At 37.4% G+C, this 22,004-nt stretch carries 21 protein-coding genes; 7 read left to right on the forward strand and 14 right to left on the reverse strand.

Annotation, left to right across the window (positions count from 1 at the left end; genetic code table 11):
- Positions 1-103: 103 nt before the first annotated feature.
- The 4 genes from BM361_RS11690 to BM361_RS11705 all read right to left on the reverse strand — a co-directional run bounded on the left by BM361_RS11690 (position 104) and on the right by BM361_RS11705 (position 3,763).
- The gene (locus BM361_RS11690) at positions 104-880 is read right to left on the reverse strand and encodes an anti-sigma factor domain-containing protein (protein WP_038261040.1); all 777 of its coding nucleotides are present in this window, start codon (positions 878-880) and stop codon (positions 104-106) included.
- A complete protein-coding gene (locus BM361_RS11695; protein WP_038261042.1) occupies positions 880-1,446 on the reverse strand; it encodes an RNA polymerase sigma factor in 567 nt (188 codons plus the stop codon). The genes BM361_RS11690 and BM361_RS11695 overlap by 1 nt, the downstream gene beginning before the upstream one ends.
- Positions 1,447-1,559: 113 nt before the next feature.
- Positions 1,560-2,573 carry a UDP-N-acetylmuramate dehydrogenase gene (murB, locus tag BM361_RS11700; protein WP_074978980.1) on the reverse strand — a complete coding sequence of 338 codons (1,014 nt, stop codon included), beginning with the start codon at positions 2,571-2,573 and terminating at the stop codon, positions 1,560-1,562.
- On the reverse strand, positions 2,573-3,763 hold the full coding sequence (locus BM361_RS11705; protein WP_038261066.1) for a pyridoxal phosphate-dependent aminotransferase: 1,191 nt from the start codon (positions 3,761-3,763) through the stop codon (positions 2,573-2,575). The genes murB and BM361_RS11705 overlap by 1 nt, the downstream gene beginning before the upstream one ends.
- Positions 3,764-3,915: 152 nt before the next feature.
- Between BM361_RS11705 and BM361_RS11710 the strand changes: the two genes are divergently transcribed.
- The 3 genes from BM361_RS11710 (at position 3,916) to BM361_RS11720 (ending at position 8,369) form a co-directional block, all read left to right on the forward strand.
- On the forward strand, positions 3,916-5,241 hold the full coding sequence (locus BM361_RS11710) for a PDZ domain-containing protein (protein WP_083425935.1): 1,326 nt from the start codon (positions 3,916-3,918) through the stop codon (positions 5,239-5,241).
- Positions 5,242-5,321: 80 nt separating this feature from the next.
- Complete coding sequence (locus tag BM361_RS11715) at positions 5,322-7,181, forward strand: glutamate-cysteine ligase family protein (RefSeq protein WP_074978982.1); 1,860 nt, start codon at positions 5,322-5,324, stop codon at positions 7,179-7,181.
- Positions 7,182-7,193: 12 nt separating this feature from the next.
- Positions 7,194-8,369 (forward strand): succinylglutamate desuccinylase/aspartoacylase domain-containing protein, encoded by a 1,176-nt coding sequence (locus BM361_RS11720; RefSeq protein WP_074978983.1) that lies wholly within the window; start codon positions 7,194-7,196, stop codon positions 8,367-8,369.
- A gap of 185 nt (positions 8,370-8,554) precedes the next feature.
- Here the strand turns inward: BM361_RS11720 and BM361_RS11725 are convergent, their stop codons facing one another.
- Positions 8,555-8,944 carry a DUF1573 domain-containing protein gene (locus BM361_RS11725; RefSeq protein WP_038261783.1) on the reverse strand — a complete coding sequence of 130 codons (390 nt, stop codon included), beginning with the start codon at positions 8,942-8,944 and terminating at the stop codon, positions 8,555-8,557.
- A 132-nt stretch (positions 8,945-9,076) separates the two neighbouring features.
- Between BM361_RS11725 and BM361_RS11730 the strand changes: the two genes are divergently transcribed.
- Entirely contained in the window at positions 9,077-11,713 is a 2,637-nt protein-coding gene (locus BM361_RS11730; protein WP_074978985.1) for a valine--tRNA ligase, read from the forward strand.
- 33 nt (positions 11,714-11,746) lie between these two features.
- On the opposite strand, the gene BM361_RS11735 is transcribed toward BM361_RS11730, so the two are convergent.
- The 6 genes from BM361_RS11735 to rsfS form a co-directional block, all read right to left on the reverse strand.
- Entirely contained in the window at positions 11,747-12,007 is a 261-nt protein-coding gene (locus tag BM361_RS11735; protein WP_074978987.1) for an acyl-CoA-binding protein, read from the reverse strand.
- A 5-nt stretch (positions 12,008-12,012) separates the two neighbouring features.
- Positions 12,013-12,660, reverse strand: coding sequence for a phosphatidylserine decarboxylase family protein (locus tag BM361_RS11740; protein WP_038261108.1), 648 nt, complete (start codon positions 12,658-12,660; stop codon positions 12,013-12,015).
- The gene (locus tag BM361_RS11745; RefSeq protein WP_038261112.1) at positions 12,650-13,468 is read right to left on the reverse strand and encodes a phosphatidate cytidylyltransferase; all 819 of its coding nucleotides are present in this window, start codon (positions 13,466-13,468) and stop codon (positions 12,650-12,652) included. The genes BM361_RS11740 and BM361_RS11745 overlap by 11 nt, the downstream gene beginning before the upstream one ends.
- Before the next feature lies 1 nt (position 13,469).
- Positions 13,470-14,078 carry an LUD domain-containing protein gene (locus BM361_RS11750; RefSeq protein WP_038261114.1) on the reverse strand — a complete coding sequence of 203 codons (609 nt, stop codon included), beginning with the start codon at positions 14,076-14,078 and terminating at the stop codon, positions 13,470-13,472.
- Positions 14,079-14,171: 93 nt separating this feature from the next.
- A complete protein-coding gene (gene ftsH, locus BM361_RS11755; RefSeq protein ID WP_074978988.1) occupies positions 14,172-16,181 on the reverse strand; it encodes an ATP-dependent zinc metalloprotease FtsH in 2,010 nt (669 codons plus the stop codon).
- Positions 16,182-16,202: 21 nt separating this feature from the next.
- Positions 16,203-16,571, reverse strand: a complete 369-nt coding sequence (gene rsfS / locus BM361_RS11760) for a ribosome silencing factor (protein ID WP_038261121.1) — start codon at positions 16,569-16,571, stop codon at positions 16,203-16,205.
- A gap of 196 nt (positions 16,572-16,767) precedes the next feature.
- On the opposite strand from rsfS, the gene BM361_RS11765 reads away from it, so the two are divergent.
- Positions 16,768-17,499 carry a biotin--[acetyl-CoA-carboxylase] ligase gene (locus tag BM361_RS11765; protein WP_074978990.1) on the forward strand — a complete coding sequence of 244 codons (732 nt, stop codon included), beginning with the start codon at positions 16,768-16,770 and terminating at the stop codon, positions 17,497-17,499.
- On the opposite strand, the gene BM361_RS11770 is transcribed toward BM361_RS11765, so the two are convergent.
- Together BM361_RS11770 and pyrE are read right to left on the reverse strand one after the other, a co-directional pair.
- On the reverse strand, positions 17,496-17,888 hold the full coding sequence (locus BM361_RS11770; RefSeq protein ID WP_038261127.1) for a hypothetical protein: 393 nt from the start codon (positions 17,886-17,888) through the stop codon (positions 17,496-17,498). The two genes, BM361_RS11765 and BM361_RS11770, sit on opposite strands and share 4 nt — an antisense overlap.
- Positions 17,885-18,538, reverse strand: a complete 654-nt coding sequence (gene pyrE / locus BM361_RS11775) for an orotate phosphoribosyltransferase (RefSeq protein WP_038261130.1) — start codon at positions 18,536-18,538, stop codon at positions 17,885-17,887. Before pyrE ends, BM361_RS11770 begins: the two co-directional genes overlap by 4 nt.
- Positions 18,539-18,545: 7 nt before the next feature.
- Here pyrE and BM361_RS11780 point away from each other — a divergent pair, with 7 nt between their 5' ends.
- The gene (locus BM361_RS11780; protein ID WP_074979067.1) at positions 18,546-19,172 is read left to right on the forward strand and encodes an NUDIX hydrolase; all 627 of its coding nucleotides are present in this window, start codon (positions 18,546-18,548) and stop codon (positions 19,170-19,172) included.
- On the opposite strand, the gene BM361_RS11785 is transcribed toward BM361_RS11780, so the two are convergent.
- The gene (locus BM361_RS11785) at positions 19,140-20,879 is read right to left on the reverse strand and encodes a M14 family metallopeptidase (protein ID WP_074978992.1); all 1,740 of its coding nucleotides are present in this window, start codon (positions 20,877-20,879) and stop codon (positions 19,140-19,142) included. The genes BM361_RS11780 and BM361_RS11785 overlap by 33 nt on opposite strands.
- Before the next feature lie 295 nt (positions 20,880-21,174).
- On the opposite strand from BM361_RS11785, the gene BM361_RS11790 reads away from it, so the two are divergent.
- On the forward strand, positions 21,175-21,936 hold the full coding sequence (locus BM361_RS11790; protein ID WP_074978994.1) for a hypothetical protein: 762 nt from the start codon (positions 21,175-21,177) through the stop codon (positions 21,934-21,936).
- The last annotated feature ends 68 nt before the right edge of the window (positions 21,937-22,004 follow it).

The following is a 22,004-nucleotide window of genomic DNA, read 5'->3' on the forward strand; positions in this document are numbered from 1 at the left end:
AACTATAAACGAGCGTTAAAAACTAGCAAGAATGGTTAGAAGTGCATTTCGTAAAAATAAAAAATCCCGAAGTAATTCGGGATTTTTTTATGTTATAGTGAGATTAGTCTAAATCAATACTTGCTACCATATTTTCTGCGGTAGCTTCTCCGGTAAACCCTTTTGGTACCATATAGATTTTATATCCTTTGATGCCTTCCTGGTAAGGTAGGGAAAGTAACTTCTGATCTGCTTTCTCTAAAGTACCTAAGTGTACTAAAACTCCATCTACATTAGCCCACATTTGGAACTCCTTTTCTTCTGATAGATTGGGAAGGGAAACGATATTAATGGCCGACAATTTTTCTTCGGGGTTAATATAGGCTACAGTTTTTAATTGTTTAGCTCTCTCGTTTCCACTAAGTACATATTTTTTTGTTTCAGGATTGTTGAGAACAGCATAATTGCTTTTCATGTCCTGAAGCTTAGAGTTCGTGGCAACAATTTCATTCTTTAAATTAGAAATTTGACTCGCTACACTATTCTTCTCGGTAGACAACAATCTGTTTTGGTTCCATAAAAGAACTGTAGTGGCGGCGAAAGCAATAGCAGCAACACTCGCAGCAACATAATACCAAGGCATGCCTCTTTTAGACGAATGATGGTTATCTTCTTTCTCTATAATCTCAAGAACCTTGCTTTTAATGTCAACCGGGATCGGTTTAGCATGTGCCTTAGCATAGATTTCCAGATTCTCTTGTAACTCATTATATCGTTCGGCAACTTCCGGATGCGTTTCAATATAGTGCTCAATTCGAGTTTCCTCTAAAGTGGTTATATCACCTAGAAGATACTTTTCTAGTAAATCACTTTCTAATAATATTTTTACATCTTTTTTCATTACAACATAGCATAAAATAATACAGATATCAACGGACCATAAATCTTTCGCAACTCCCTTAAGCCTATTTTTAGCCGGGATTTAATCGTTCCTAGAGGAATGTCTAGTTCATCACTTGCCTCCTGTTGGGTCATACCTTCAAAGAAAAGAGCCTCGAGTACGATTTTGTATTTATCTTCAAGAGAATCTAAATGGTCTTTAAGGTCTAAATGTTCAGGTGTAATGCTCTCAATTCCTACCTTATATACGTTCGATTTATCCATTTGGATTTCTTGATCCGTTTTTAGGTTCCTGCTTCTGATTTTGTCTATAGCAGTATTGCGGGTTATCCTAAAGAGCCAGGTGAAAAGTTTCGATTTGTCTTCATCATACGTGTGTATTTTTTTCCAAATCTTAATGAGGCTTTCTTGAAGTACGTCTTGAGCAAGTTCTTCATTCTTAGTTACTTTAAGCGCAATTCCATAGAGCGTTTCACCATAGTTGTCATATAGTAAACTCATTCCTTCTTCATTCTTGTCCTTTAGTAGCTGAATGATTTGTGTCTCTAATAAACTTCGTTTGGCCATTAAAACTTTTTTAAGTTGAATGCAGTTTTTACTAACGTCCTTTAATCTTTTTTAAGTATAAACTACACGATATCATTTTCTAACAGAAGCCGGCTGCTAATATATGATTTTTACTAAATTATATTAACCTCTTGTTCAAGTGTAATACCAAAACGTTCTTTTACAGTGCTAATAATGGTATTGGCAAGATTTAGTATTTCTTTGCCTGTTGCATTTCCGTGGTTTACCAGTACAAGAGCCTGATTTTTATGTACACCGGCATCTCCAAACCTTTTTCCTTTAAAACCAGCTTGCTCTATGAGCCATCCAGCAGGAATTTTCACCTGATTCTCTGAAACTACATAATGAGGGGCCTCGGGATGTTTGGATATGAAGTTGTTGAATTCAACATCGGTGATAACCGGATTCTTAAAGAAACTTCCACTGTTTCCAATTTTATCCGGATCCGGAAGTTTACTTTGTCTAATACTTATAACTGCCTTTGAAATGTCCTGGATACTTGGTTTAGAAATCCCCTTTTCATTTAAAGTGTTTTGAATGGCGCCGTATTCAGTATGCAGTTGATGTGCTGAAGTTGTAAGTTTAAGGGAAAGACTTGTTATTATATATTGTCCTTTGTGACTTGTTTTAAAAATAGAATTTCGATATCCGAACCGGCAATCTTCCAGGGAGAATGTCTTTATTTCCTGCGTATCGATATGAATTGCACGACAGCTATGAAAAACATCCTTAAGTTCAACTCCGTAAGCTCCTATGTTCTGGATGGGCGCACTCCCAACATTACCAGGAATTAATGATAGATTTTCAATTCCTCCAAAGTCGTTTTCAAGTGTCCATAATACAAACTGATGCCAGTTCTCTCCAGCATTGGCTTTAATCAACGCATGTCCATTCTTGTTTTCCAGAATGGAAATTCCCTTAAGATTAACCTGAATGACCAAGGCGTCTATGTCTTTTGTAAGTAGCATATTACTACCACCACCCAGAATAAACTTTTTAGGATAATTGTTGTTTTTAAGAATAGTGATAAGCTCTTCCTCTGAAGATACCGATACAAAATGTTTGGCATTGACATCAATGCCAAACGTATTGTATGGTTTTAAGGATATGTTTTTTAATATTTCCATTAAGCGTTGTACGCTTTTAATGCTTCATTTAAAATTTGAGCTGCTTTTACAAGGTTTTCTTTTTTAAGTACATAGGCAATACGCACTTGATTCAAACCTACATTGTCGGAAGAATAAAAACCAGCTGCCGGAGCAACCATTATGGTTTCTCCATTAAGGTCAAACTTCTCCAAAAGCCACTGTGCAAAATCATCGGCATTTTCTACAGGTAGTTCAGCTATACAGTAAAAAGCTCCTTTAGGTTTGGCCACTTTTACGCCTTCTATTTTTTGAAGCTCAGAGATCAATAAATCTCTCCTTTCGACATATTCTTCAATTACTTCGTCAAAATAGCTTTGTGGTGTGTCTAACGCTGCTTCACTGGCAATCTGAGCAAAGGTAGGAGGAGAAAGTCTAGCTTGTGCAAACTTCATTGCAGTTTGCATTACTTTTTTATTTCTTGAAACCAAACAACCAATTCTGGCACCACACATGCTGTATCTTTTAGATACAGAGTCGATCATTATAGCATAATCTTCTAATCCTTCTTCCTGAAGAATAGAGTAGTGTTCTGCTCCATCATAAGCGAACTCTCTGTATACTTCATCTGCTATGATGAACAGATTGTGTTTTATTGCAATTTGAGCTAATTTTTTTATTTCCTCTTTGGAATAAAGATATCCAGTCGGGTTGCCCGGATTGCAAATTAAAATTGCTTTGGTTTTATCGCTGATTAATTTTTCGAATTCCTCAATTGGGGGAAGAGCGAAGTTGTTTTCTATTGAAGAGATTACAGGGACAACGTTTAGTCCTGAAGCAGTCGCAAATCCATTATAATTCGCATAGAATGGTTCAGGAATAATAATTTCATCACCATAATCGGCAACAGTTCCTAAAGTGAACAGAAGTGCTTCAGAACCACCAGTGGTAATGATTATTTCATTAGCATCTACCTCAATACCTCTGTTTTTGTAGTAGTTTGCTAATTTGGTTCTGTATTCTTCAGAGCCTTCACTTCGGCTATATTCCAACACCTCTATTTCGGCATTTCGAACAGCATTTAAAGCTACCTCAGGCGTTTTAATATCGGGTTGTCCAATATTAAGATGATATACTTTAGTACCTCTTTTCTTTGCGTCTTCAGCATAGGGTACTAATTTTCTAATTGGCGATTCTGGCATTTTCATGCCTTTGTTAGAAATGTTTGGCATAGATTAAAATTTAGCAGTGCAAAATTGCAAAATATATTTTAAAAGTTGTTCTAAAACGTTATCGTATTCTCTTTAAATAATGTTAATGTAAAAGTATTAATGAATATAATTTTTTAACTTATTGTCTGATTAATAGGTAAAACCTGAATTCATTGAGGAAATTAGCTTCTTTTTGTTTGATCAGTTTATTTGTAATACAAGGGGTTTGTGCCCAAACTGGTTTTCGATTTAAAAATGGGGCCTCTGAGGAGACCATTAAGTTTGAGTTAATCAATAATTTAATAATTTTTCCCCTTAAGGTTAATAACGTAGAGTTGTCTTTTATATTAGATACGGGGGTAAGCAGTCCTATTTTGTTTAATATTTATCAAAGTGATTCCTTGCAAATAAGAAATGTAGAAGAAATCACCTTAAAAGGTTTGGGTGAAGGAGATCCTATTAAGGCATTTAAGTCTTCTAAAAATGTATTTGCAACCGCTGAAACGTATAATCCCAATCAAGATTTCTATGTTGTTATCGATGCGGCGATTAACTTTTCTCCTCGATTAGGAGTGCCTGTTCACGGGATAATAGGGTATGATTTTTTCAGGGATTTTGTGGTGGAAATAAATTATGCTTCGGAAAAGATTAAGTTATTTAAGCCAGATGATTATAATTATAGAAATTGTACCCGATGTAATTCCATTGATATCAGTTTGTTAAGGAAAAAACCTTATTTGAATGCTAAAGTTGGATTGGAGGGTAAAGAAATTCCAGTACGTCTTTTGATCGATAGTGGCAGTAGTGATGCCTTATGGCTTTTTCCAAACAAAGAAATGGGAATCAAAGTTCCTGTAAAGAATTTTGAAGATTTTTTGGGACGGGGTTTAAGTGGGAGTGTATACGGAAACAAGGCTAAAACCGATTACTTTGAAGTTGGAGATTACCAATTAGCGTCTACTAATGTGGCGTTTCCAAGTGAAGAATCGATTCAGCATTTAACCAATCCTGGAACTAGAAATGGCAGTGTAGGTGGGGAAATACTCAAGAGGTTTAATGTTGTTTTTGATTATCCAAATAGGAAAGTGACCATTAAGAAAAATAAACATTTCAATGATGATTTTCGCTTTAATTTAAGTGGAATAGAATTAATGCATAATGGCTTACGACCGGTTGAGGTTAAGGCTCGAAAATATGAGGGCGTGGTGAAGGAGGAGGATCCAACGGGTGCCATAAAAATACTATTGGATGACAGTACACGATTTGAATTGCATCCTTCTATTGAAATTGCTGAAATAAGAGAAAAGAGTCTGGCTGACGAGGTTGGATTAAAAGTAGGGGATGTTATTATATCGGTTAACGGAGATTCTGTTTATGACAAGTCGCTTCAGGAGATATCAGGTATGTTAAATGAAAAGGTAGGTAAAAAGATAAGATTGGTTATCGACAGGAATGGGATTGAATTAAAGTTTTCTTTTGAGTTGGTAGATGTTTTATAAGGTTTGTAAAGGGTAAACCACTGATAATTATCATTTTATATTGACGAGTTGCTTTATAACTTTCTGTATTTAAGAAAGGGATGGGTGAACACGTGGTAAAAAAGCTGCTTAGTGCGGATGATCGAATGATCTACACGCATCAGCTCCTAAACGATATAGCCGCCTTAGAAAAAATGTATCAGGAAGATCTTTTTGAAAAGGGAGTTATGAGAATTGGAGCCGAGCAAGAATTGTGTTTAATTAACAAGCGGTGGTATCCATCGGCTACAGCTATCGAGCTTTTAAAAGCACTTAATGATGAGCATTATACCACTGAACTGGCCTTGTATAACCTTGAGGTTAACCTGGATCCTCTTGAGCTAACCGGAGATTGCTTTTCAGTAATGAAAAAGCACCTGCATTATTTTCTGGAGAAAATTTCGAGGGTTGCTGATAAAATGGACTTAAAAATTATTCTTACGGGTATTCTGCCCACAATAGACACAAGATTTCTCACTCAAGATTATATGACACCGGAATTGCGGTATATGGCCATTAATGAGTCTTTCAGGGCACTTAGGAGGGATGATTTTAAGATGCATATCAAAGGGGTGGATGAGGTTGATATAATGCATAAGACGACGCTCTTTGAGGGGTGTAACACAAGTTTTCAATCACATCTTCAAGTAGAGGCCTCCGATTTTGTCAACCGATATAATTGGGCTCAGGCAATTGCCGGGCCAGTGATGGCCATTTGCGTGAACTCGCCTTTATTGTTAGGGAAGGAGTTATGGGATGAGACCAGGATAGCATTGTTTGCTCAAAGTGTTGATACACGTGCTACCTCATTCAAATTGAATGAAAGAGAGGCTCGTGTAAGTTTTGGTGAGGGTTGGGTAAAGGGCAATGCTGTCGACTTGTTCAAGCAGGATGTAGTGCGTTACCGAAGTATTCTTTCTACCGATTTTAAATCAAATAGTCTACAGGAGCTCGAGCGTGGTAAAATTCCGAAGCTTAAAGCTCTTGGTTTACATAATGGTACGATATATAGATGGAACAGGGCTTGTTACGGGGTGACTAACGGTAAGCCACATTTAAGAATTGAAAACAGGTATATTCCTTCCGGCCCTAGTGTTACTGATGAAATTGCCAATATGTTGTTTTGGGTAGGGTTGATGGTAGGCCAACCAAAAAGGTATGAGGCAATAGATGAATTGATGGATTTTAAGGATGTGAAAAATAATTTTATTTGTGCTGCGCGATATGGTATGGGGAGTCAGATGTATTGGGAAGGGCGCTTTATTCCGACTGACGAATTAATAAGTCAGGTTTTAATTCCTATGGCCGGCAAAGGTCTGGAAATGATGAAGGTTGATAAGAAGGATATAGATTTCTATTTGAACGTTATTGATCGAAGGACGCAAACCCATACAGGAGCCCGATGGATCAGAAATACTTATAGAAGGTTGCTCGTAGATTATAAAAGAGTTGATGCCACCAGGGATTTAGTTAGATCGCTGTATGAAAATCAAGTAAGAGATATTCCTGTTTGTGATTGGAAAGAGGTGGTTAGTGACCGGACTTTGTATTTGGAAGAAGATAAAAGAGTCTATCAGTATATGAATCGAAATGTTGTAACGGTTCATGTTAAAGATAATGCTAAACTGGTTGGTAAATTGATGCTATGGCGGAATATTCATCATATGCCGGTTATTGATGACACAGGGGAATTAAAAGGTTTGATAACCTGGACGGATATCGATGCAATAAAACACGAGGAAGTTGAGGTTCCTATTGAAAAGCATATGAAAACCGCTATTATAACTATCGGGCCGTCAGATTTAATGCATGAGGCCAAGCAGCTGATGGAGGATAGAGAAATTGGTTGCCTTCCGGTGGTGGAGGATGATACGTTGGTAGGGATAATAACCAGAAATGATATTAAAGATATCAATAATTGAGATTTACATGAGATGATCAATTCTACTTTAGATCGGGTATTGTTGAGAATAGAAGGGGAAGTTTCTGAGCCTTCCGTAATCTTCTTTTGTGGAATTCATGGAAATGAACCTGCAGGAGTGCTGGCTATACAAGATTTAAAGGAACGTTTGATTAAGATGTCTTTGAAGGGGTCGCTTTATGTTTTTAGAGGCAACATCAAGGCATTTCAAGAAGGGGTTCGTTATATCGATAAAGACTTAAATAGATTATGGAGTCGTCCGTGGATTGATAAAATGTGCAAGGGGGTTCTTAGGGGAGCGGCTGAATTTGAAGAGCAGCGAGCTCTTTATGAAGAAATAAAAAATATAATTAATACGAAGACGGGTCCGCTCTTTTTTGTGGACTTTCATACAACCTCAAGTAAAACCTTGCCATTTATAACCATTGATGACGCTATAATAAACAGGCGATTTTCAAAATTATTTCCTGTACCCACGGTGCTTGGGATAGAAGAGTATCTAAATGGGCCGCTATTAAGTTTTATCAATCAACTGGGTTTTTTATCGATTGGATTTGAATCAGGGGAGCATCATGATGCTGAAGCGGTATTAAATGCAAAGGCATTTATGTTATTGACGTTATGTTATTCAGGACTCGTGGACCCTAATGATTTGGAGGATTTTAATGATCATTTTAATCGGTTAAAGAAAGCTTCGGATGGTAAAGCTCATTTTTATGAGGTGATTGAGCGCTATACGATTAAAGAGAATGAGATGTTTGTTATGGAGCCCGGATTTAAAAGTTTTCAAGAGGTGAATAAAGGCGAGCTTTTAGCTAAGTGTAACGGGGAGCCTGTTTTAGCGAAGAATAATACTATGCTATTTATGCCATTGTATCAACCACAGGGAAATGACGGGTATTTTTTAATCAGGAGAATTTCAAGTTTTTTTCTTCGATTATCTACTTATTTGCGGGGGAACCGATTGGATAGTGTTTTGGTTTATTTACCTGGGGTTACCTGGAATTCTTTAAAGAAAGATGCTTTAAAGGTCAATTTGAGGGTGGCCAGATTCTTAGCAAGACCCATTTTTCATTTGTTAGGTTACAGGCATTATGAAGAGGAGGGGGCGTATTTAATTATGTACAATCGAGAGCGGACTACCAGAACTCACAGGTATAATGACTTAAAATGGTTCCAAGCCAAATAGCAGGAGTTTGTTTTGTCGGACTTTGTAGTTTAAGGAAATAGGAGGCAGGTTGTTTTTATAAAACTACTGCGTATGGTACAGGTCTTTTATATATATGGTGAGAAGCATATATTTTTTAGAAATACGTGCCGAAATCTAGATTTTATACAAAAAAAAACCGCTTCAATTGAAGCGGCTTTTTTTTGTTATTTTGAACTGTCTCCCGTGGTTACCGTTCCTTTTATTTTAAGGGCTACTGATTTCTTATCAGCATTTGTTATTACGGTAATGGTCTTTCTTATTGGACCGGGACGATTCGTGTCGTACTTCACTTCTATTTTTCCTGTTTTTCCAGGAGCAATAGGTTCTTTAGGCCATGAAGGCACTGTACAACCACAGCTCGAGTAGGCTTTACTAATTACCAATGGGGCATCACCGGTATTTGTAAACTCAAAAACTCTTACACCATTGCTACCTTTTGCAATTTTTCCGTAGTCAATGGTTTCTTCCTTGAATTCAATTTTAGCTTTTTTGTCTTGAGCTGTCACAGCAAAGCTAATAAGCCCAACAAACAAAAACATGACTAATTTTTTCATCATATTTGGTTTTATGGTGAAACGTAAAAGTAAATACTTTTCTGTCAATGTGCAAAATAAATGAAAACCTTTTTATAATCATGAGGTTATAATTACTTTTGCACTCTTAGTATTACAAAAAGCATTCCAAATATGAGTATTCCGTCTAAATATGACGCTAACAGCGCCGAAAATAAGTGGTATGATTACTGGATGAAACACAATTATTTTCATTCAGAACCCGATGAAAGAGAGCCTTATACTATTGTGATTCCTCCACCCAATGTAACAGGGGTTTTGCATATGGGGCATATGTTAAATAATACCATTCAGGATGTCCTTATAAGAAGGGCACGATTAAAGGGAATGAATGCTTGTTGGGTACCTGGTACTGATCACGCTTCTATTGCTACCGAGGCTAAGGTGGTAGCCAGGTTAAAGGAGAAGGGGATTAATAAAAAAGATATTACCAGAGAGGAGTTTTTAAAACATGCCTGGGACTGGACTCATGAGTACGGTGGCGTTATCCTAGATCAGCTTAAAAAGCTTGGATGTTCTTGTGATTGGGACAGAACTAAGTTCACTATGGATGAGGATATGTCTGCTTCAGTAATTAAGGTTTTTGTCGATCTTTATAAAAAGGGACTGATATATCGTGGTTATCGAATGGTTAATTGGGATCCTGAGGCAAAAACAACGCTTTCTGACGAGGAGGTTATTTATGAGGAAAGACAAGGTCATTTATATTATTTGTCATATCCGATCGAGGGATCTGATGAAAAGGTGACTATTGCTACAACCAGACCAGAGACCATTCTTGGTGATACGGCTATTTGTATCAATCCGAATGATGAGCGATACACTCATTTAAAAGGTAAGAAAGCTATCGTTCCGATCTGTAATCGCGTAATTCCAATCATTGAGGATGAGTATGTAGATGTTGAATTTGGTACGGGTTGTTTGAAAGTTACTCCTGCACATGATGAAAACGATAAAAATTTAGGTGACAAGCACGATTTAGAGGTGGTTGATATTTTTAATGAAGATGCTACGCTAAATAGTTACGGATTGCACTACGAAGGAAAGGATCGTTTTGTGGTTCGTAAAGAGATTGTAAAAGAACTAGAGGAAAAGGGGTTTTTAGTGAAGACTGAAAACCATTTGAATAAAGTGGGTACATCGGAGCGTACCAAAGCGGTAATTGAACCTCGTTTATCGGATCAGTGGTTTCTGAAGATGGAGGCTTTGGCTAAGCCTGCATTGGAAGCTGTTCTTGGAGATGAAAAGGAAATCAATTTATTTCCGAAGAAGTTTGAAAACACCTACCGTCACTGGATGGAAAATATAAGAGATTGGAATATTTCACGTCAGTTATGGTGGGGGCAACAAATTCCGGCGTATTATTATGGTGATGGCAAGGAGGATTTCGTAGTTGCAGAAACTATTGAGGAGGCGCTTAAATTAGCCCAGGACAAAACTGGGAATGCTGCTTTAAAAGCGGATGATCTCAGACAAGATGAAGATGCCCTTGATACCTGGTTCTCTTCCTGGTTATGGCCAATGAGTGTTTTTGGCGGGGTGTTGAATCCGGAGAATGAGGAGTATAAGTATTATTATCCAACCAGCGATTTGGTGACCGGACCGGATATCTTGTTTTTCTGGGTTGCCAGAATGATTATGGCGGGATATGAATTTGAAGGAAAAAAGCCTTTTACCAATGTATACCTGACAGGACTTGTACGTGATAAGCAACGAAGAAAAATGTCAAAGTCTTTGGGGAACTCTCCTGATGCGCTTGAGTTGATTAAGGATTTTGGAGCAGACGGTGTACGTGTTGGATTGTTGTTAAGTTCGGCTGCCGGTAATGATTTGTTGTTTGATGAGTCTCTTTGTCAGCAAGGAAAGAATTTTGCCAATAAAATCTGGAATGCCTTCAGGTTGGTTAAAGGTTGGGAGGTGTCTGAAGCGATTGAGCAGCCAGAGGCTTCGAAGGTGGCGATAGAATGGTATCAGGCTAAATTCAACCAGACGCTGAATGAAATAGAAGATCATTTTAGTAAATATAGGATCTCAGATGCTTTAATGGCAACTTATAAACTGGTTTGGGATGATTTCTGCAGCTGGTTGTTAGAAATGGTGAAACCTGCTTATCAGAAGCCAATAGATGCTCAAACGTTTAGAAGTGTCATTAAGTTTTTAGAGGATAACCTTCGCATTTTGCATCCGTTTATGCCGTTCTTGACGGAGGAAATATGGCAACATATTGAAGAGCGTTCGGAAGATCAGGCTTTAATTATTGCTGAATGGCCGAAACAGGAGGCTGTAAATGTTGATCTCATCAATGAATTTGCTTTTGCGGCAGAGGTGGTTTCCGGAATCAGAACGATCAGGAAGGAGAAGAATATTCCTTTTAAGGATGAATTGGCCTTATCGGTTTTAAATAATGAAAAGGTATCAGCTAAGTTTGATGCTGTTATTGCAAAACTAGGAAACATTGAGGCGTTAAGCTATGTTGAGGATAAGGTTGAAGGTGCCTTGTCTTTTAGAATAAAATCTAATGAATATTTCATTCCTGTGAGTGGTGCTATTAATGTGGAGGAGGAAATAGAGAAATTAGAAACAGAGTTAAAGTATACGGAAGGATTTCTTAAATCTGTCAGAGGTAAATTATCTAACGATAACTTTGTTAATGGAGCACCGGAGAAGGTTGTTGCCATGGAGCGCAAGAAAGAAGCCGATGCGGTTGCGAAGATTGCAACTATTAAAGAGAGTTTAGCTTCCTTGAAATAATAGAAAAGCCGCTTTAAAGCGGCTTTTTTTATATTATAAATTAAAATAATCGTTTACCAGATTGATGTATTTTTCTTTTGCCTCTCTTACGCTAATCCCCCTGGTTTGAAAGAGTGCATTCGCTTTAAACGCATTAATGAGGGCTTTTCTGCTACTGGGTGGATCAATATTGTGTGTCGCTTTTTTATAATACGCATAGAGGCGTAACAGGAAGTCGGCCGGAAAAGGCTCTTCACAACTATTCACCACATTAACGGCTTCTTGAAAAGCGATATCTAATTCTTCATCAGTCATATTCGTTACGAGGCTATTACGTCAATTCCTCCTTTTACTTTTTGTCCTACTTTTACCTTAATATCGGCAGTTAGCGGTAAAAAAAGATCTACTCTTGATCCAAATTTTATAAAACCTGCGTCTTCCCCTTGAGTTACCTGATCTCCCACTTTAGCATAGTTAACAATTCGTTTTGCTAAGGCTCCTGCAATTTGTCTGTATAAAACTTCGCCATATGAAGGGTTTTCCACAACTATGGTGGTTCTTTCGTTTTCTTCAGAGGCTTTTGGGTGCCATGCGACCAGGTATTTACCCGGATGGTATTTGCTGAACTTAACGATTCCGCTCAGTGCGTATCTGGTTACATGCACATTTACCGGAGACATAAAGATAGAAACCTGAATGCGTTTATCTTTGAAGTATTCATTTTCCATTACTTCTTCAACCACGACAACCTTTCCGTCTACCGGGGCAATTATATTTGCATCATTAACCTCAGTTTGACGTTTAGGGTTTCTAAAAAACTGCAGGATTAGAATGAGCAGAATAATCGCTGCTAACTGGATAACGATTCTAACCCAGTCTATACTCGCATAGTATTCGGCAAGTAGTGATACGACTACAGCAAAGAAGAATGTAATAAAAATGATCTTGAAACCTTCTTTATGAAACATGGTTGAAAATTAATAAAGTTAAATATGCAAAAGGAGCAGCAAATAATAAACTGTCTAATCTGTCGAGAAGACCTCCATGGCCCGGTAAAATAGCTCCACTATCTTTTACACCTGCCATTCTTTTAAATTTGGACTCTACAAGGTCACCAAAGTTACCTGCAAGTACCATTACAAGGGCTAAGATAAGCCATTGTATAAGTGATAACTCGTCGTTTGTATATTTAAATAGTAAATAAGCGGTAATCAGAGCAAATACAATTCCACCTGCGAAACCTTCGATGGTTTTTTTTGGAGACACTGATGGGAACAGCTTGTTTTTACCTATTGATTTACCAACCAAATAAGCGAATGAGTCGTTCACCCATATCAATATAAAAATACCAATAATCAAGGATTTAGCAAAATGATCTTTACTGTAAGGAATCATGGTTAAAAAGATACATCCTCCACCGATATAGAACAGACTGATGAAAAATTTATTCATATTGGTGAATCTTCTCTTTTTCTTCACATAGAGTTCTTTGAGTAAAAAGCTGTTTACAGTAATGCTCAGAAATAGCAACAGGTATATCAGCGGCTGTTTTTCGGAAACATCAGGAAGGATATAAATAAATACCCACCATAATGCCAAAAAGGCTATAAAGATGTGGTATCCGCTTAGTTTTATTATTTTTTTGAATTCATACAAACATATGAGGCCAAAGGCTAAAAATAAAAAGTCGAATGCATCTGTATGCAAAATAGCAGCAGACAGCAATAGGAAAACATATAATATACCTGTGATGGCACGTTTAGCAAGTTCTTTCATTCTATAGATCTTCCAATAGCAGCAAATATAGGTTTTTTGAACTACTTCCGTACGATAGGAAATCCTTTTCCTCTTTTAAGCTAAAGTGTTTTATGGTGGTAATGTTGGTAGGTATTTGATTTTTATTTTTAGATTTTATACCTCTCAAACCTTCTCCGATGGTTTCCACTAATTGACTCGTAGTGGCAAAGACAATGAAGTTATCGGGGAGTTCAAATAGCTTTTTTTCTCCGATTTGATTTGAATTAATAAGTATTGATCCGTTATCAGCAACTAAATTTTCACATGTGGTAATGAAAAAAGTAGCATTGCGACAGTTGGTAATGAAGTTTATATTGAAATTGGAAAAACGTTTTTGTAAAGCTTCAATTAAACAACAGGCATCGTGATTTTCCCAATCGTTTTCGGTAAGAATGTTTTGAAAATTTTCATTGACCTCCTCACCGTTTTCACAATACAAAAATTTACCACCGTTCTTTTTGAAGTTGATGGTAAATTTTTCATCTATAGGAAGCTTAATTTCCGGCATAAACTTCCCTCTAGATTCTAGTGACTTTTCAGAGGGCTGATCTTCTTTCTTTTTGCCAAAAATTTTTTTAAATATGTTCATTTACAATTTTGGGGTTTCTCCATTTCTAATTCTAAATGTAACGTAAAGTTATAAAAATCATTATTGCTAAGTTAACTAAACAATAAATAAATATTATTTAATCGTTTCCTCGCTCTGATTTGTTTCCTGATTCTGATCTTCTTCTTTCGTATCAGGAGTTGCATTTTCTTCTTCTTCTTTATCGAATGGACGTTTTCCGAAAATTCGTTCCAGGTCATCTTTAAAGATAACTTCTTTCTCAAGAAGTCTATCGGCTAATTCTGTTAGCTTGTCTTTGTTCTGACTAAGGATTTCGATAGCTCGTTCGTATTGTTTTTCTACGATGCTGGAGATTTCTTTGTCAATAACCTGGGCTGTTTCTTCACTATATGGTTTAGTAAACGAATAGTCTGATTGTCCTCGTGAATCGTAATATGTGAGGTTCCCTATTTTTTCATTGAGTCCGTAAATGGTAACCATTGCTTTGGCTTGTTTGGTTACCTTCTCAAGGTCGCTTAAAGCTCCTGTAGAAATCTTATCAAAGATTACCTTTTCGGCAGCTCTACCTCCTAAAGCGGCACACATTTCGTCCAGCATTTGTTCTGTGCGAACGATAAGTCTTTCTTCCGGAAGGTACCATGCTGCTCCTAAGCTTTGTCCTCTAGGTACAATAGTTACTTTTACCAGAGGGGCAGCGTGTTCAAGCATCCAGCTTACTGTTGCGTGTCCTGCTTCGTGGAAGGCGATGGTTTTCTTTTCTTCCGGGGTTATGATTTTATTTTTCTTTTCAAGGCCTCCTACAATTCTGTCGACTGCATCAAGGAAGTCTTGTTTGTCAACTGCTTTTTTACCTTTTCTTGCAGCGATCAGGGCAGCTTCATTACATACATTGGCAATATCTGCACCTGAGAACCCAGGGGTTTGCTTCGCTAAGAAGTCAAGATCTAAGGTTTCAGAGGTTTTAATCGGACGAAGGTGTACGTTAAAAATCTCTTTACGTTCTCTTAGGTCTGGCAGGTCAACATAAATTTGTCTGTCAAATCTACCGGCACGCATTAATGCTTTATCGAGTACATCTGCACGGTTGGTTGCTGCGAGGACGATAACGTTGGTATTGGTTCCGAAACCATCCATTTCTGTTAATAGCTGGTTCAGGGTGTTTTCACGTTCGTCATTACTTCCTGTGAAATTACTCTTCCCTCTTGCACGACCGATAGCATCGATCTCGTCAATAAATATAATTGCAGGCGATTTATCTTTGGCTTGTTTGAACAAGTCTCTAACCCTTGAAGCTCCAACCCCTACGAACATTTCTACGAAATCAGAACCTGACAACGAGAAGAAAGGTACTTTAGCTTCACCGGCAACGGCTTTGGCTAATAGGGTTTTACCGGTTCCCGGAGGGCCTACTAAAAGGGCTCCTTTAGGGATTTTACCTCCAAGAGAGGTATATCTTTCCGGGTTTTTAAGGAAGTCTACGATTTCCTGAACTTCTTCTTTGGCTCCTTCCAGCCCTGCGACGTCTTTAAAGGAAACTTTCATGTCTGTTTTTTCATCGAATAGCTTTGCTTTTGATTTTCCGATGTTAAAGATTTGTCCGCCAGGACCTGCTGAACCGCCACCTGACATTCTTCTCATTAAGAAGATCCAAATTGCGATCAGGATTATAAACGGGAGTATATAAGCCAGGACATCACCAAGTATATTGGTTTCGGTATCGAAGCTTACGAGATCTTTCGGGTTTGCCAGATTACTTTCAGCAATTACTTTATCAAGATCTTCTTCGAACTTATCTAAGGCACCATACTCACAAATGTATTGTGGGTTCTCTGTGGAAGAAGGAAAGATCGACTTATTAATAGCGTCTTTATGTTCTTCTTTTTTGAGGGCTTCGTCGGTAAGAAAAACTTTTGCTTGTCCGACATTTTTAATGATTAAAATCTTTTTTACATCATTGTCTTTAATGAAGCTCTCCAATTGGGAAGGGTTAATTTTTTTAGGATTTTGCCAGCTTGATCCTCCTGAGAAAAATTGGAAGCCTATTAAAAATAGAAAAATTATAGCGTAAAACCAGTATGAGCTGAATTTAGGCTTTTTAGTATTTTGATTATTGTTATTAGCCATTAAATATAGTCTAAGATGTTATTAATTTGAAGATATCTCTGTTATTTTGGCATCTCCCCAAAGTCCTTCGATATCATAAAATTCTCTAATATGTTTTTGGAAGACGTGTACGACAATGTTCACAAAATCAATAAGAACCCATTCTGCGTTTTCGCTACCTTCAACATGCCATGGCTTGTCTCCGGTTTCTTTGCCGACTGTTTTTTCAACAGAATTTACAATAGCGTTTACTTGGGTGTTAGATGAACCATTGCAGATAATAAAGTAGTCACAAACCGTATTCTCTATTTCACGTAGATCTAAGATACTTATATCATTTCCTTTTACCTCCTCAATACCTTTAATAATCGATGTTATTAATTGATCTGTACTACCGCTTTTTTTTGTCATTAATTATATAAATTTTCATCAATTGTTTTTAGTTTTTTATTTCCGGGATTAATTCAGAAAATAAAAAAATAGTTAATTTTGAGTTCGTCAAATAGCCAAAGGGTATTTCCTCAACTCATTTCACAAAATTATTATTTTTTGGCATTATAACTATTCTAATTAACATACATTTTAAGTAAATATACTGAATTAATACATGAAAATAATCAAACTTGATGCCATAGACTCTACAAATTCCTTTTTACGTCAGTTATATGCTCATAACGAAGTAGATGATTTTACGGTGGTTACCACAAAAAATCAAACGGCGGGGCGAGGACAGATGGGTGCCGTATGGAAAACGCAGGAGGGTAAGAACCTCACAGCTAGTGTGTTTAAAAGTGTGAGTTGTTTAAATCATGAGGATCAATTTTATGTTAGTATGGCGGTATCACTGGCTATTTATACCACGCTTGAAAAACTTTTAATTCCGGATCTTAAAATTAAGTGGCCAAACGACATTTTGTCAGGGGATAAGAAGATATGTGGGATTCTTATTGAAAATATCTTTAAGGGACATGCGCTGGAGGCTTCTATCATAGGTGTTGGTCTAAACGTAAATCAGACTGATTTTGAAGGTTTGCCACAGGCTTCTTCTTTAAAGGCATTAACGGGAGTTCATTATAATCTTGATGAAGTGCTTCAGGAACTGGTTTCTCAGCTTGAGGATTATTCAAAATATATAGAGCAACAGCAGTTTAAGATGTTGAAGGCAGCTTATGAAGAAAAATTGTTCAGAATTGAAAAGCCTTCCACTTTTAAAGATAAAAAGGGAAGGCTTTTTATGGGATTTATAAAAGGTGTTACCGATAGAGGGAAGTTGAAACTTCTTTTAGAGGATGAAATTACAGCAGAATTTGACCTTAAAGAAGTTCAGTTGCTCTATTAAAGAGCGCCCATCTTTTCTGATAATGTGTTAATGAATTTAGTGATAGGGCCTTTAACCATCATGGCCATCATGGCATTAAATTCACCTTCAAAAATCAGATTAGCTTCACTTTTATTTGATTCTAACTCGTTGATGTTGGCTGTCAGGCTAAAAGGAATTTTACCGCCTGCTGCACCAAGACTTACTTTGTCAAATTCATTTTTCTCTTCTAGTTTCAGGACGATTTCCGGCATTCCACTTAATGCAAACAGAAATTTATCATCTTCTAAAACCTCAAATTTACTAATGTTTTCGGGCATTAGTTTTTCAAAGTTCTTTACGTCCGTAAGAAAGTTAAAGAGTTCTTCGTTTGACTTGTTTACAGTTGTTTTTGGACTTTCTATCCTCATACTTTTGTAGTGTTATTCCAATTGGCAGGGTCAACGCGCCAATTTTGCAGTGTGTCTAAATCTTTGTTTGAGACGTAGTTTGTGTCGATTGCTTGTTCTAACAAGTATTCGTAATTGCTCAACGTGTATAAGTCTAAATGAGCTTTTTCAAAATTCTCTACTGCGACGTCGAATCCATAAGAGAAAATTGCGATCATACCTTTTACGTTAGCACCGTGTTCTTTAAGTGCTTTAACCGCATTAAGGCTACTTTTACCTGTACTGATTAAATCTTCAACTACGACTACGTTTTGTCCGCGATCTAAGAAACCTTCGATTTGATTTCCTCTCCCGTGTTTTTTAGGTTCAGGGCGTACATAAACAAATGGGAGGCCGAGGTATTCAGCAACCAGCATTCCGATACCGATAGCTCCGGTAGCAACGCCCGCGATTACATCGGGTGTTCCTATTTCTCTTTCTATTTGTTTCGCAATACTTTCCCTGATGTAATTCCTGATCGGTGGGAACGATAGTACAATCCTATTGTCACAATAAATTGGGGACTTCCAACCAGAAGCCCATGTAAAAGGATTTTTCGGATTCAACTTTATTGCATTAATTTGCAATAGAAGTTCCGCTGTTTTTTTAGCAGTGTCTTTATCTAAAACCATGATACAAATGTATGAAGTTTTTGTTAACGATCATCCTATCTATTTAACAAATAGTGTCAAAAAAGAGACTAATGATAAGTTGTTTCTTTTGGATACCTTTGATATTGAGTATGTTGTTAATCAGTTGAATAACGGCGAAATTTCCAGTGCTTTTTTGTATCATCCGGACCAGGAAAATCTTTTAAAAAAATTTAAAAAAAGAGTTCCTGTTGTTGTTGCCGGCGGTGGGTTGGTGGTGAATCCTAAGGGCGAGAAGCTGATGATTTTCCGAAATGGAAAATGGGATATCCCAAAAGGGAAGCTCGATAAGGGCGAGAGTATAGAAGATGCTGCTATACGCGAAGTAGAGGAAGAGACGGCCGTTTCGGGGTTAGAGTTGGATAAATTTATTTGTAAAACCTACCATATATTTAAGCGAAACGGTGCCTTTAAGTTAAAAGAAACTTATTGGTATGCCATGAAAACTGATTTTGACGGTAAACTTAAACCACAAAAGGCAGAGGGGATACAAAAGGCTGAATGGCAGACCGATTCTGAGATCGAGGTGTCTCTTAAAAACTCGTATCCGAACATTCGTGTCGTGATTAATGCCTACAATAAGTTATTCCATAAGTCGGTAGACCGGGTATTGTAAATGTGCCTTTTCGTAGTGATCCGATTTTTTATGAATCCAGTCTAATTGGGCATACCAGTTGGCTGCAAACTTTTCGTCTTCTTCTTTTTTCTTTTGGAATGCTGCTGCTAATTCAAGATTTTTCTCCAGTAATTCTTTAGCGATATCTTCGAATACATAAGGAGAGAACCCTTCTTTTTGTTGTAAAACGGTGTCGAAGAAGTTCCAGTTAAAAAAGGAGTCTACCGCTTCGGGCTCTAAGGTTTCCAATAGATATCTTATACCGGGTTGATCGGTTTTTACAAGAAGATCCCCTTTTCTAAAGGTCACCTGTTCGTCTTGCGCACTTACTGTGGTGTTGTAGTGGAGGTAATGACCTTCGTAAGCACTGTTTCTCGTTTTATAAGAGGCAATTCTATATCCCTGCACCGCAATGGTGGTATCTTTCTCCAGTGGTTGCATTGCGATGTTGTTAATTTTCATAAGGTTGATGATGTCCCACCAGCCTTGTGGAATAATATAGGCTTTAGGTATTTCAACTTCCTTGACTGCTTTAAAATGATCCTGGTAGGGGACTTCTTTGGTGAATGGTTTTGTTCTGTCGTATTTTAATCTTTTTTGTCCGGTGAGGTCACTTTCGATCATCTTTCCTTCATATCCTTTAAAGTTTAAGGTGGAGGTTTTGGTCGTGTCAATTTCCCATTGGATTGGATACCTATCGGCCTGATTGTAATACTCGAATGTGTTCTTTCTTAGGGTTTTGATCTTTTCATGGTCTCTTTCTGCAATATCGATCATGCTCACCATTAACTCATAGGTACCTTGAACTCTTTGTTTATAGGGTTTAAGCATGTGCGTTTCTACCATCATACCCAATGTATTCCATAGGGTAGTATACCCTGTTGAGTATCGTGGGGAGTCAAAAAATTGAGAAAACCCTGTTTCGGGTACACGGTTAAAGACATTTACATAGGGGGTAATATCCCATTCTTTTTTAGCGAGTTCATTTTCCAGAGCAGGGTGGAAATTTTCATGCAGGTAATTAGCAAGGGGTCCGCCTAGTTTATTGTGTTGGGTGAATAAATGGGTTAGGATATATTGGTAGTCAGCACCATTGCTTACATGGTTGTCAATGAAGATATCCGGGTTCACTTTATGGAATATGGTGGCGAAGGTTTGGGCATTTTTAGTGTCTGATTTGATAAAATCACGGTTCAGGTCAAAGTTTCTTGCATTTCCTCTGAAGCCATATTCTTTGGGTCCATTCTGGTTGGTTCTTGAAGCCTTGTTTCTATTGAGTGCGCCACCGATATTATATACGGGGATGGTGGCCAGTACTACGTTGTCAGGGTGTTTAATATCCTTTTGTGCCAGATCTCTGAAGAGCATCATGGTAGCATCAATACCGTCTGATTCTCCGGGGTGGATACCATTATTAATTAATATGATGGTTTTTTCTTTCTGCAGTTCTTCGAACCCGAATTTTCCCTGAGGGTTGTAGGTTACCAGGTGCAGCGGTTCACCACTATCTGTCTCTCCAATACTTTCGATGTTTACTTCGGGCGAACTTTTAGCGAGTTCGGTGTAGAAATTAATGACATTCTGATAGGTGTCCGTTTCTGTTCCTTCGCTTTTTTCATAGCGGGTGGTGAAATCAAAATCGGATGAATTGGTCTTGGGATTGCAACTACTAATAAGTAGGAGCAGGGCAAAATATCTTTTAATCATATGGCAGGTTATTCGTATCGTGATTTAGTACTGATGTTTTTAACGGAGGTAAATATAGTAAATGTAGTTTATTACCGATCCTTATAAGAAGATGATGATGGTATTTATAATGTTGGGGATGGTATGCTTAAAGACTGCCTTGTATGAAAAGATGCATAGGGATATTATAAGGATAAAATAGGGATAATATGGGGATAACATGGGGATAACTATGTTAAATATAAGCTTTTACCATGCATCATGTAGGAAATATCACTATATTTAGTAAGTACTAATCATTAATAAAAACGGACTTATGGCAACATTGATAGGAGTATTAAAATTCAGAGGGAGTGTTGGTAATCTAACCATATGTAAATACAAAAGTAAGAAGGGGCTGGTGGTAAGGAAAAAGAAGGATAAAATGGATAAGAAATATTATAAGAATAGTCCGACCATGGCACCTGTCCGAAGGAATAACAATGAGTTTAGTGTCGCTAAAAAAACGGCTATTCTTATTAATAATGCCTTTAGAATGAATTTTCAGGATTTTGAAAGGGGGCATTTGTATCAGCGGTTGTCGGGGCTTTTTAAAGTGGTTATGAGTAAAGATTTAAAGAGTGAACATGGCAAGCGGACGATTCGGGAGGGTTTATTGCATCCGGAGGGGAGGGAGTTACTCGAGGGTTTTGATTTTACTCCTAAGAGTAGGGCTTCAGATTTTTATACGGGAGCTATCCAGATGAATTCAGAATTGCCGGCGATTTCTCTAAAAGGTCTTACTTCGATTGGATCTGGAATGACCAAGGCCAGTCATATTGAATTTAAGGCTTTACAATTGAACCTGGACCTGAACAGTTGGAAATTCATAAGTTCTATGAGTGATCCCATTCTAGTAGAAAAAAAGGATATCATTAATGAAGAGGTAATGTTAACCTATCAGAATATTGATGGTCCGAGGCATCTTTCTTTGGTGTTTTTATGTTGTCGATCGGTGAAGGAAGAAGCGGGTGCTTACTATCCATTAAACGGAGGTCAAAACTTTAATTTACAATTGGTGGCCTTCACGGTGTTTTAGATCGCTTTGAACCGTGATTGGAACATTGGTAGTTCAGGCTTATTGTCATTAATACTGTTGAAGAAATA

Source organism: Zhouia amylolytica (genome assembly GCF_900116365.1).
GTDB lineage: Bacteria > Bacteroidota > Bacteroidia > Flavobacteriales > Flavobacteriaceae > Zhouia > Zhouia amylolytica.

What these genes read in the sequence shown, in the direction of transcription:
- BM361_RS11720 (WP_074978983.1), top strand. Translation starts at nt 7,194, where the DNA reads ATGATCAATTCTACTTTAGATCGGGTATTGTTGAGAATAGAAGGGGAA.
- BM361_RS11705 (WP_038261066.1), bottom strand. Translation starts at nt 3,763, where the DNA reads ATGCCAAACATTTCTAACAAAGGCATGAAAATGCCAGAATCGCCAATT.
- BM361_RS11790 (WP_074978994.1), top strand. Translation starts at nt 21,175, where the DNA reads ATGGCAACATTGATAGGAGTATTAAAATTCAGAGGGAGTGTTGGTAAT.
- BM361_RS11780 (WP_074979067.1), top strand. Translation starts at nt 18,546, where the DNA reads ATGTATGAAGTTTTTGTTAACGATCATCCTATCTATTTAACAAATAGT.
- BM361_RS11770 (WP_038261127.1), bottom strand. Translation starts at nt 17,888, where the DNA reads ATGAGGATAGAAAGTCCAAAAACAACTGTAAACAAGTCAAACGAAGAA.
- murB (WP_074978980.1), bottom strand. Translation starts at nt 2,573, where the DNA reads ATGGAAATATTAAAAAACATATCCTTAAAACCATACAATACGTTTGGC.
- pyrE (WP_038261130.1), bottom strand. Translation starts at nt 18,538, where the DNA reads ATGGTTTTAGATAAAGACACTGCTAAAAAAACAGCGGAACTTCTATTG.
- ftsH (WP_074978988.1), bottom strand. Translation starts at nt 16,181, where the DNA reads ATGGCTAATAACAATAATCAAAATACTAAAAAGCCTAAATTCAGCTCA.
- BM361_RS11765 (WP_074978990.1), top strand. Translation starts at nt 16,768, where the DNA reads ATGAAAATAATCAAACTTGATGCCATAGACTCTACAAATTCCTTTTTA.
- BM361_RS11740 (WP_038261108.1), bottom strand. Translation starts at nt 12,660, where the DNA reads ATGTTTCATAAAGAAGGTTTCAAGATCATTTTTATTACATTCTTCTTT.
- BM361_RS11735 (WP_074978987.1), bottom strand. Translation starts at nt 12,007, where the DNA reads ATGACTGATGAAGAATTAGATATCGCTTTTCAAGAAGCCGTTAATGTG.
- BM361_RS11785 (WP_074978992.1), bottom strand. Translation starts at nt 20,879, where the DNA reads ATGATTAAAAGATATTTTGCCCTGCTCCTACTTATTAGTAGTTGCAAT.
- BM361_RS11730 (WP_074978985.1), top strand. Translation starts at nt 9,077, where the DNA reads ATGAGTATTCCGTCTAAATATGACGCTAACAGCGCCGAAAATAAGTGG.
- BM361_RS11690 (WP_038261040.1), bottom strand. Translation starts at nt 880, where the DNA reads ATGAAAAAAGATGTAAAAATATTATTAGAAAGTGATTTACTAGAAAAG.
- rsfS (WP_038261121.1), bottom strand. Translation starts at nt 16,571, where the DNA reads ATGACAAAAAAAAGCGGTAGTACAGATCAATTAATAACATCGATTATT.
- BM361_RS11715 (WP_074978982.1), top strand. Translation starts at nt 5,322, where the DNA reads ATGGGTGAACACGTGGTAAAAAAGCTGCTTAGTGCGGATGATCGAATG.
- BM361_RS11695 (WP_038261042.1), bottom strand. Translation starts at nt 1,446, where the DNA reads ATGGCCAAACGAAGTTTATTAGAGACACAAATCATTCAGCTACTAAAG.
- BM361_RS11725 (WP_038261783.1), bottom strand. Translation starts at nt 8,944, where the DNA reads ATGAAAAAATTAGTCATGTTTTTGTTTGTTGGGCTTATTAGCTTTGCT.
- BM361_RS11745 (WP_038261112.1), bottom strand. Translation starts at nt 13,468, where the DNA reads ATGAAAGAACTTGCTAAACGTGCCATCACAGGTATATTATATGTTTTC.
- BM361_RS11750 (WP_038261114.1), bottom strand. Translation starts at nt 14,078, where the DNA reads ATGAACATATTTAAAAAAATTTTTGGCAAAAAGAAAGAAGATCAGCCC.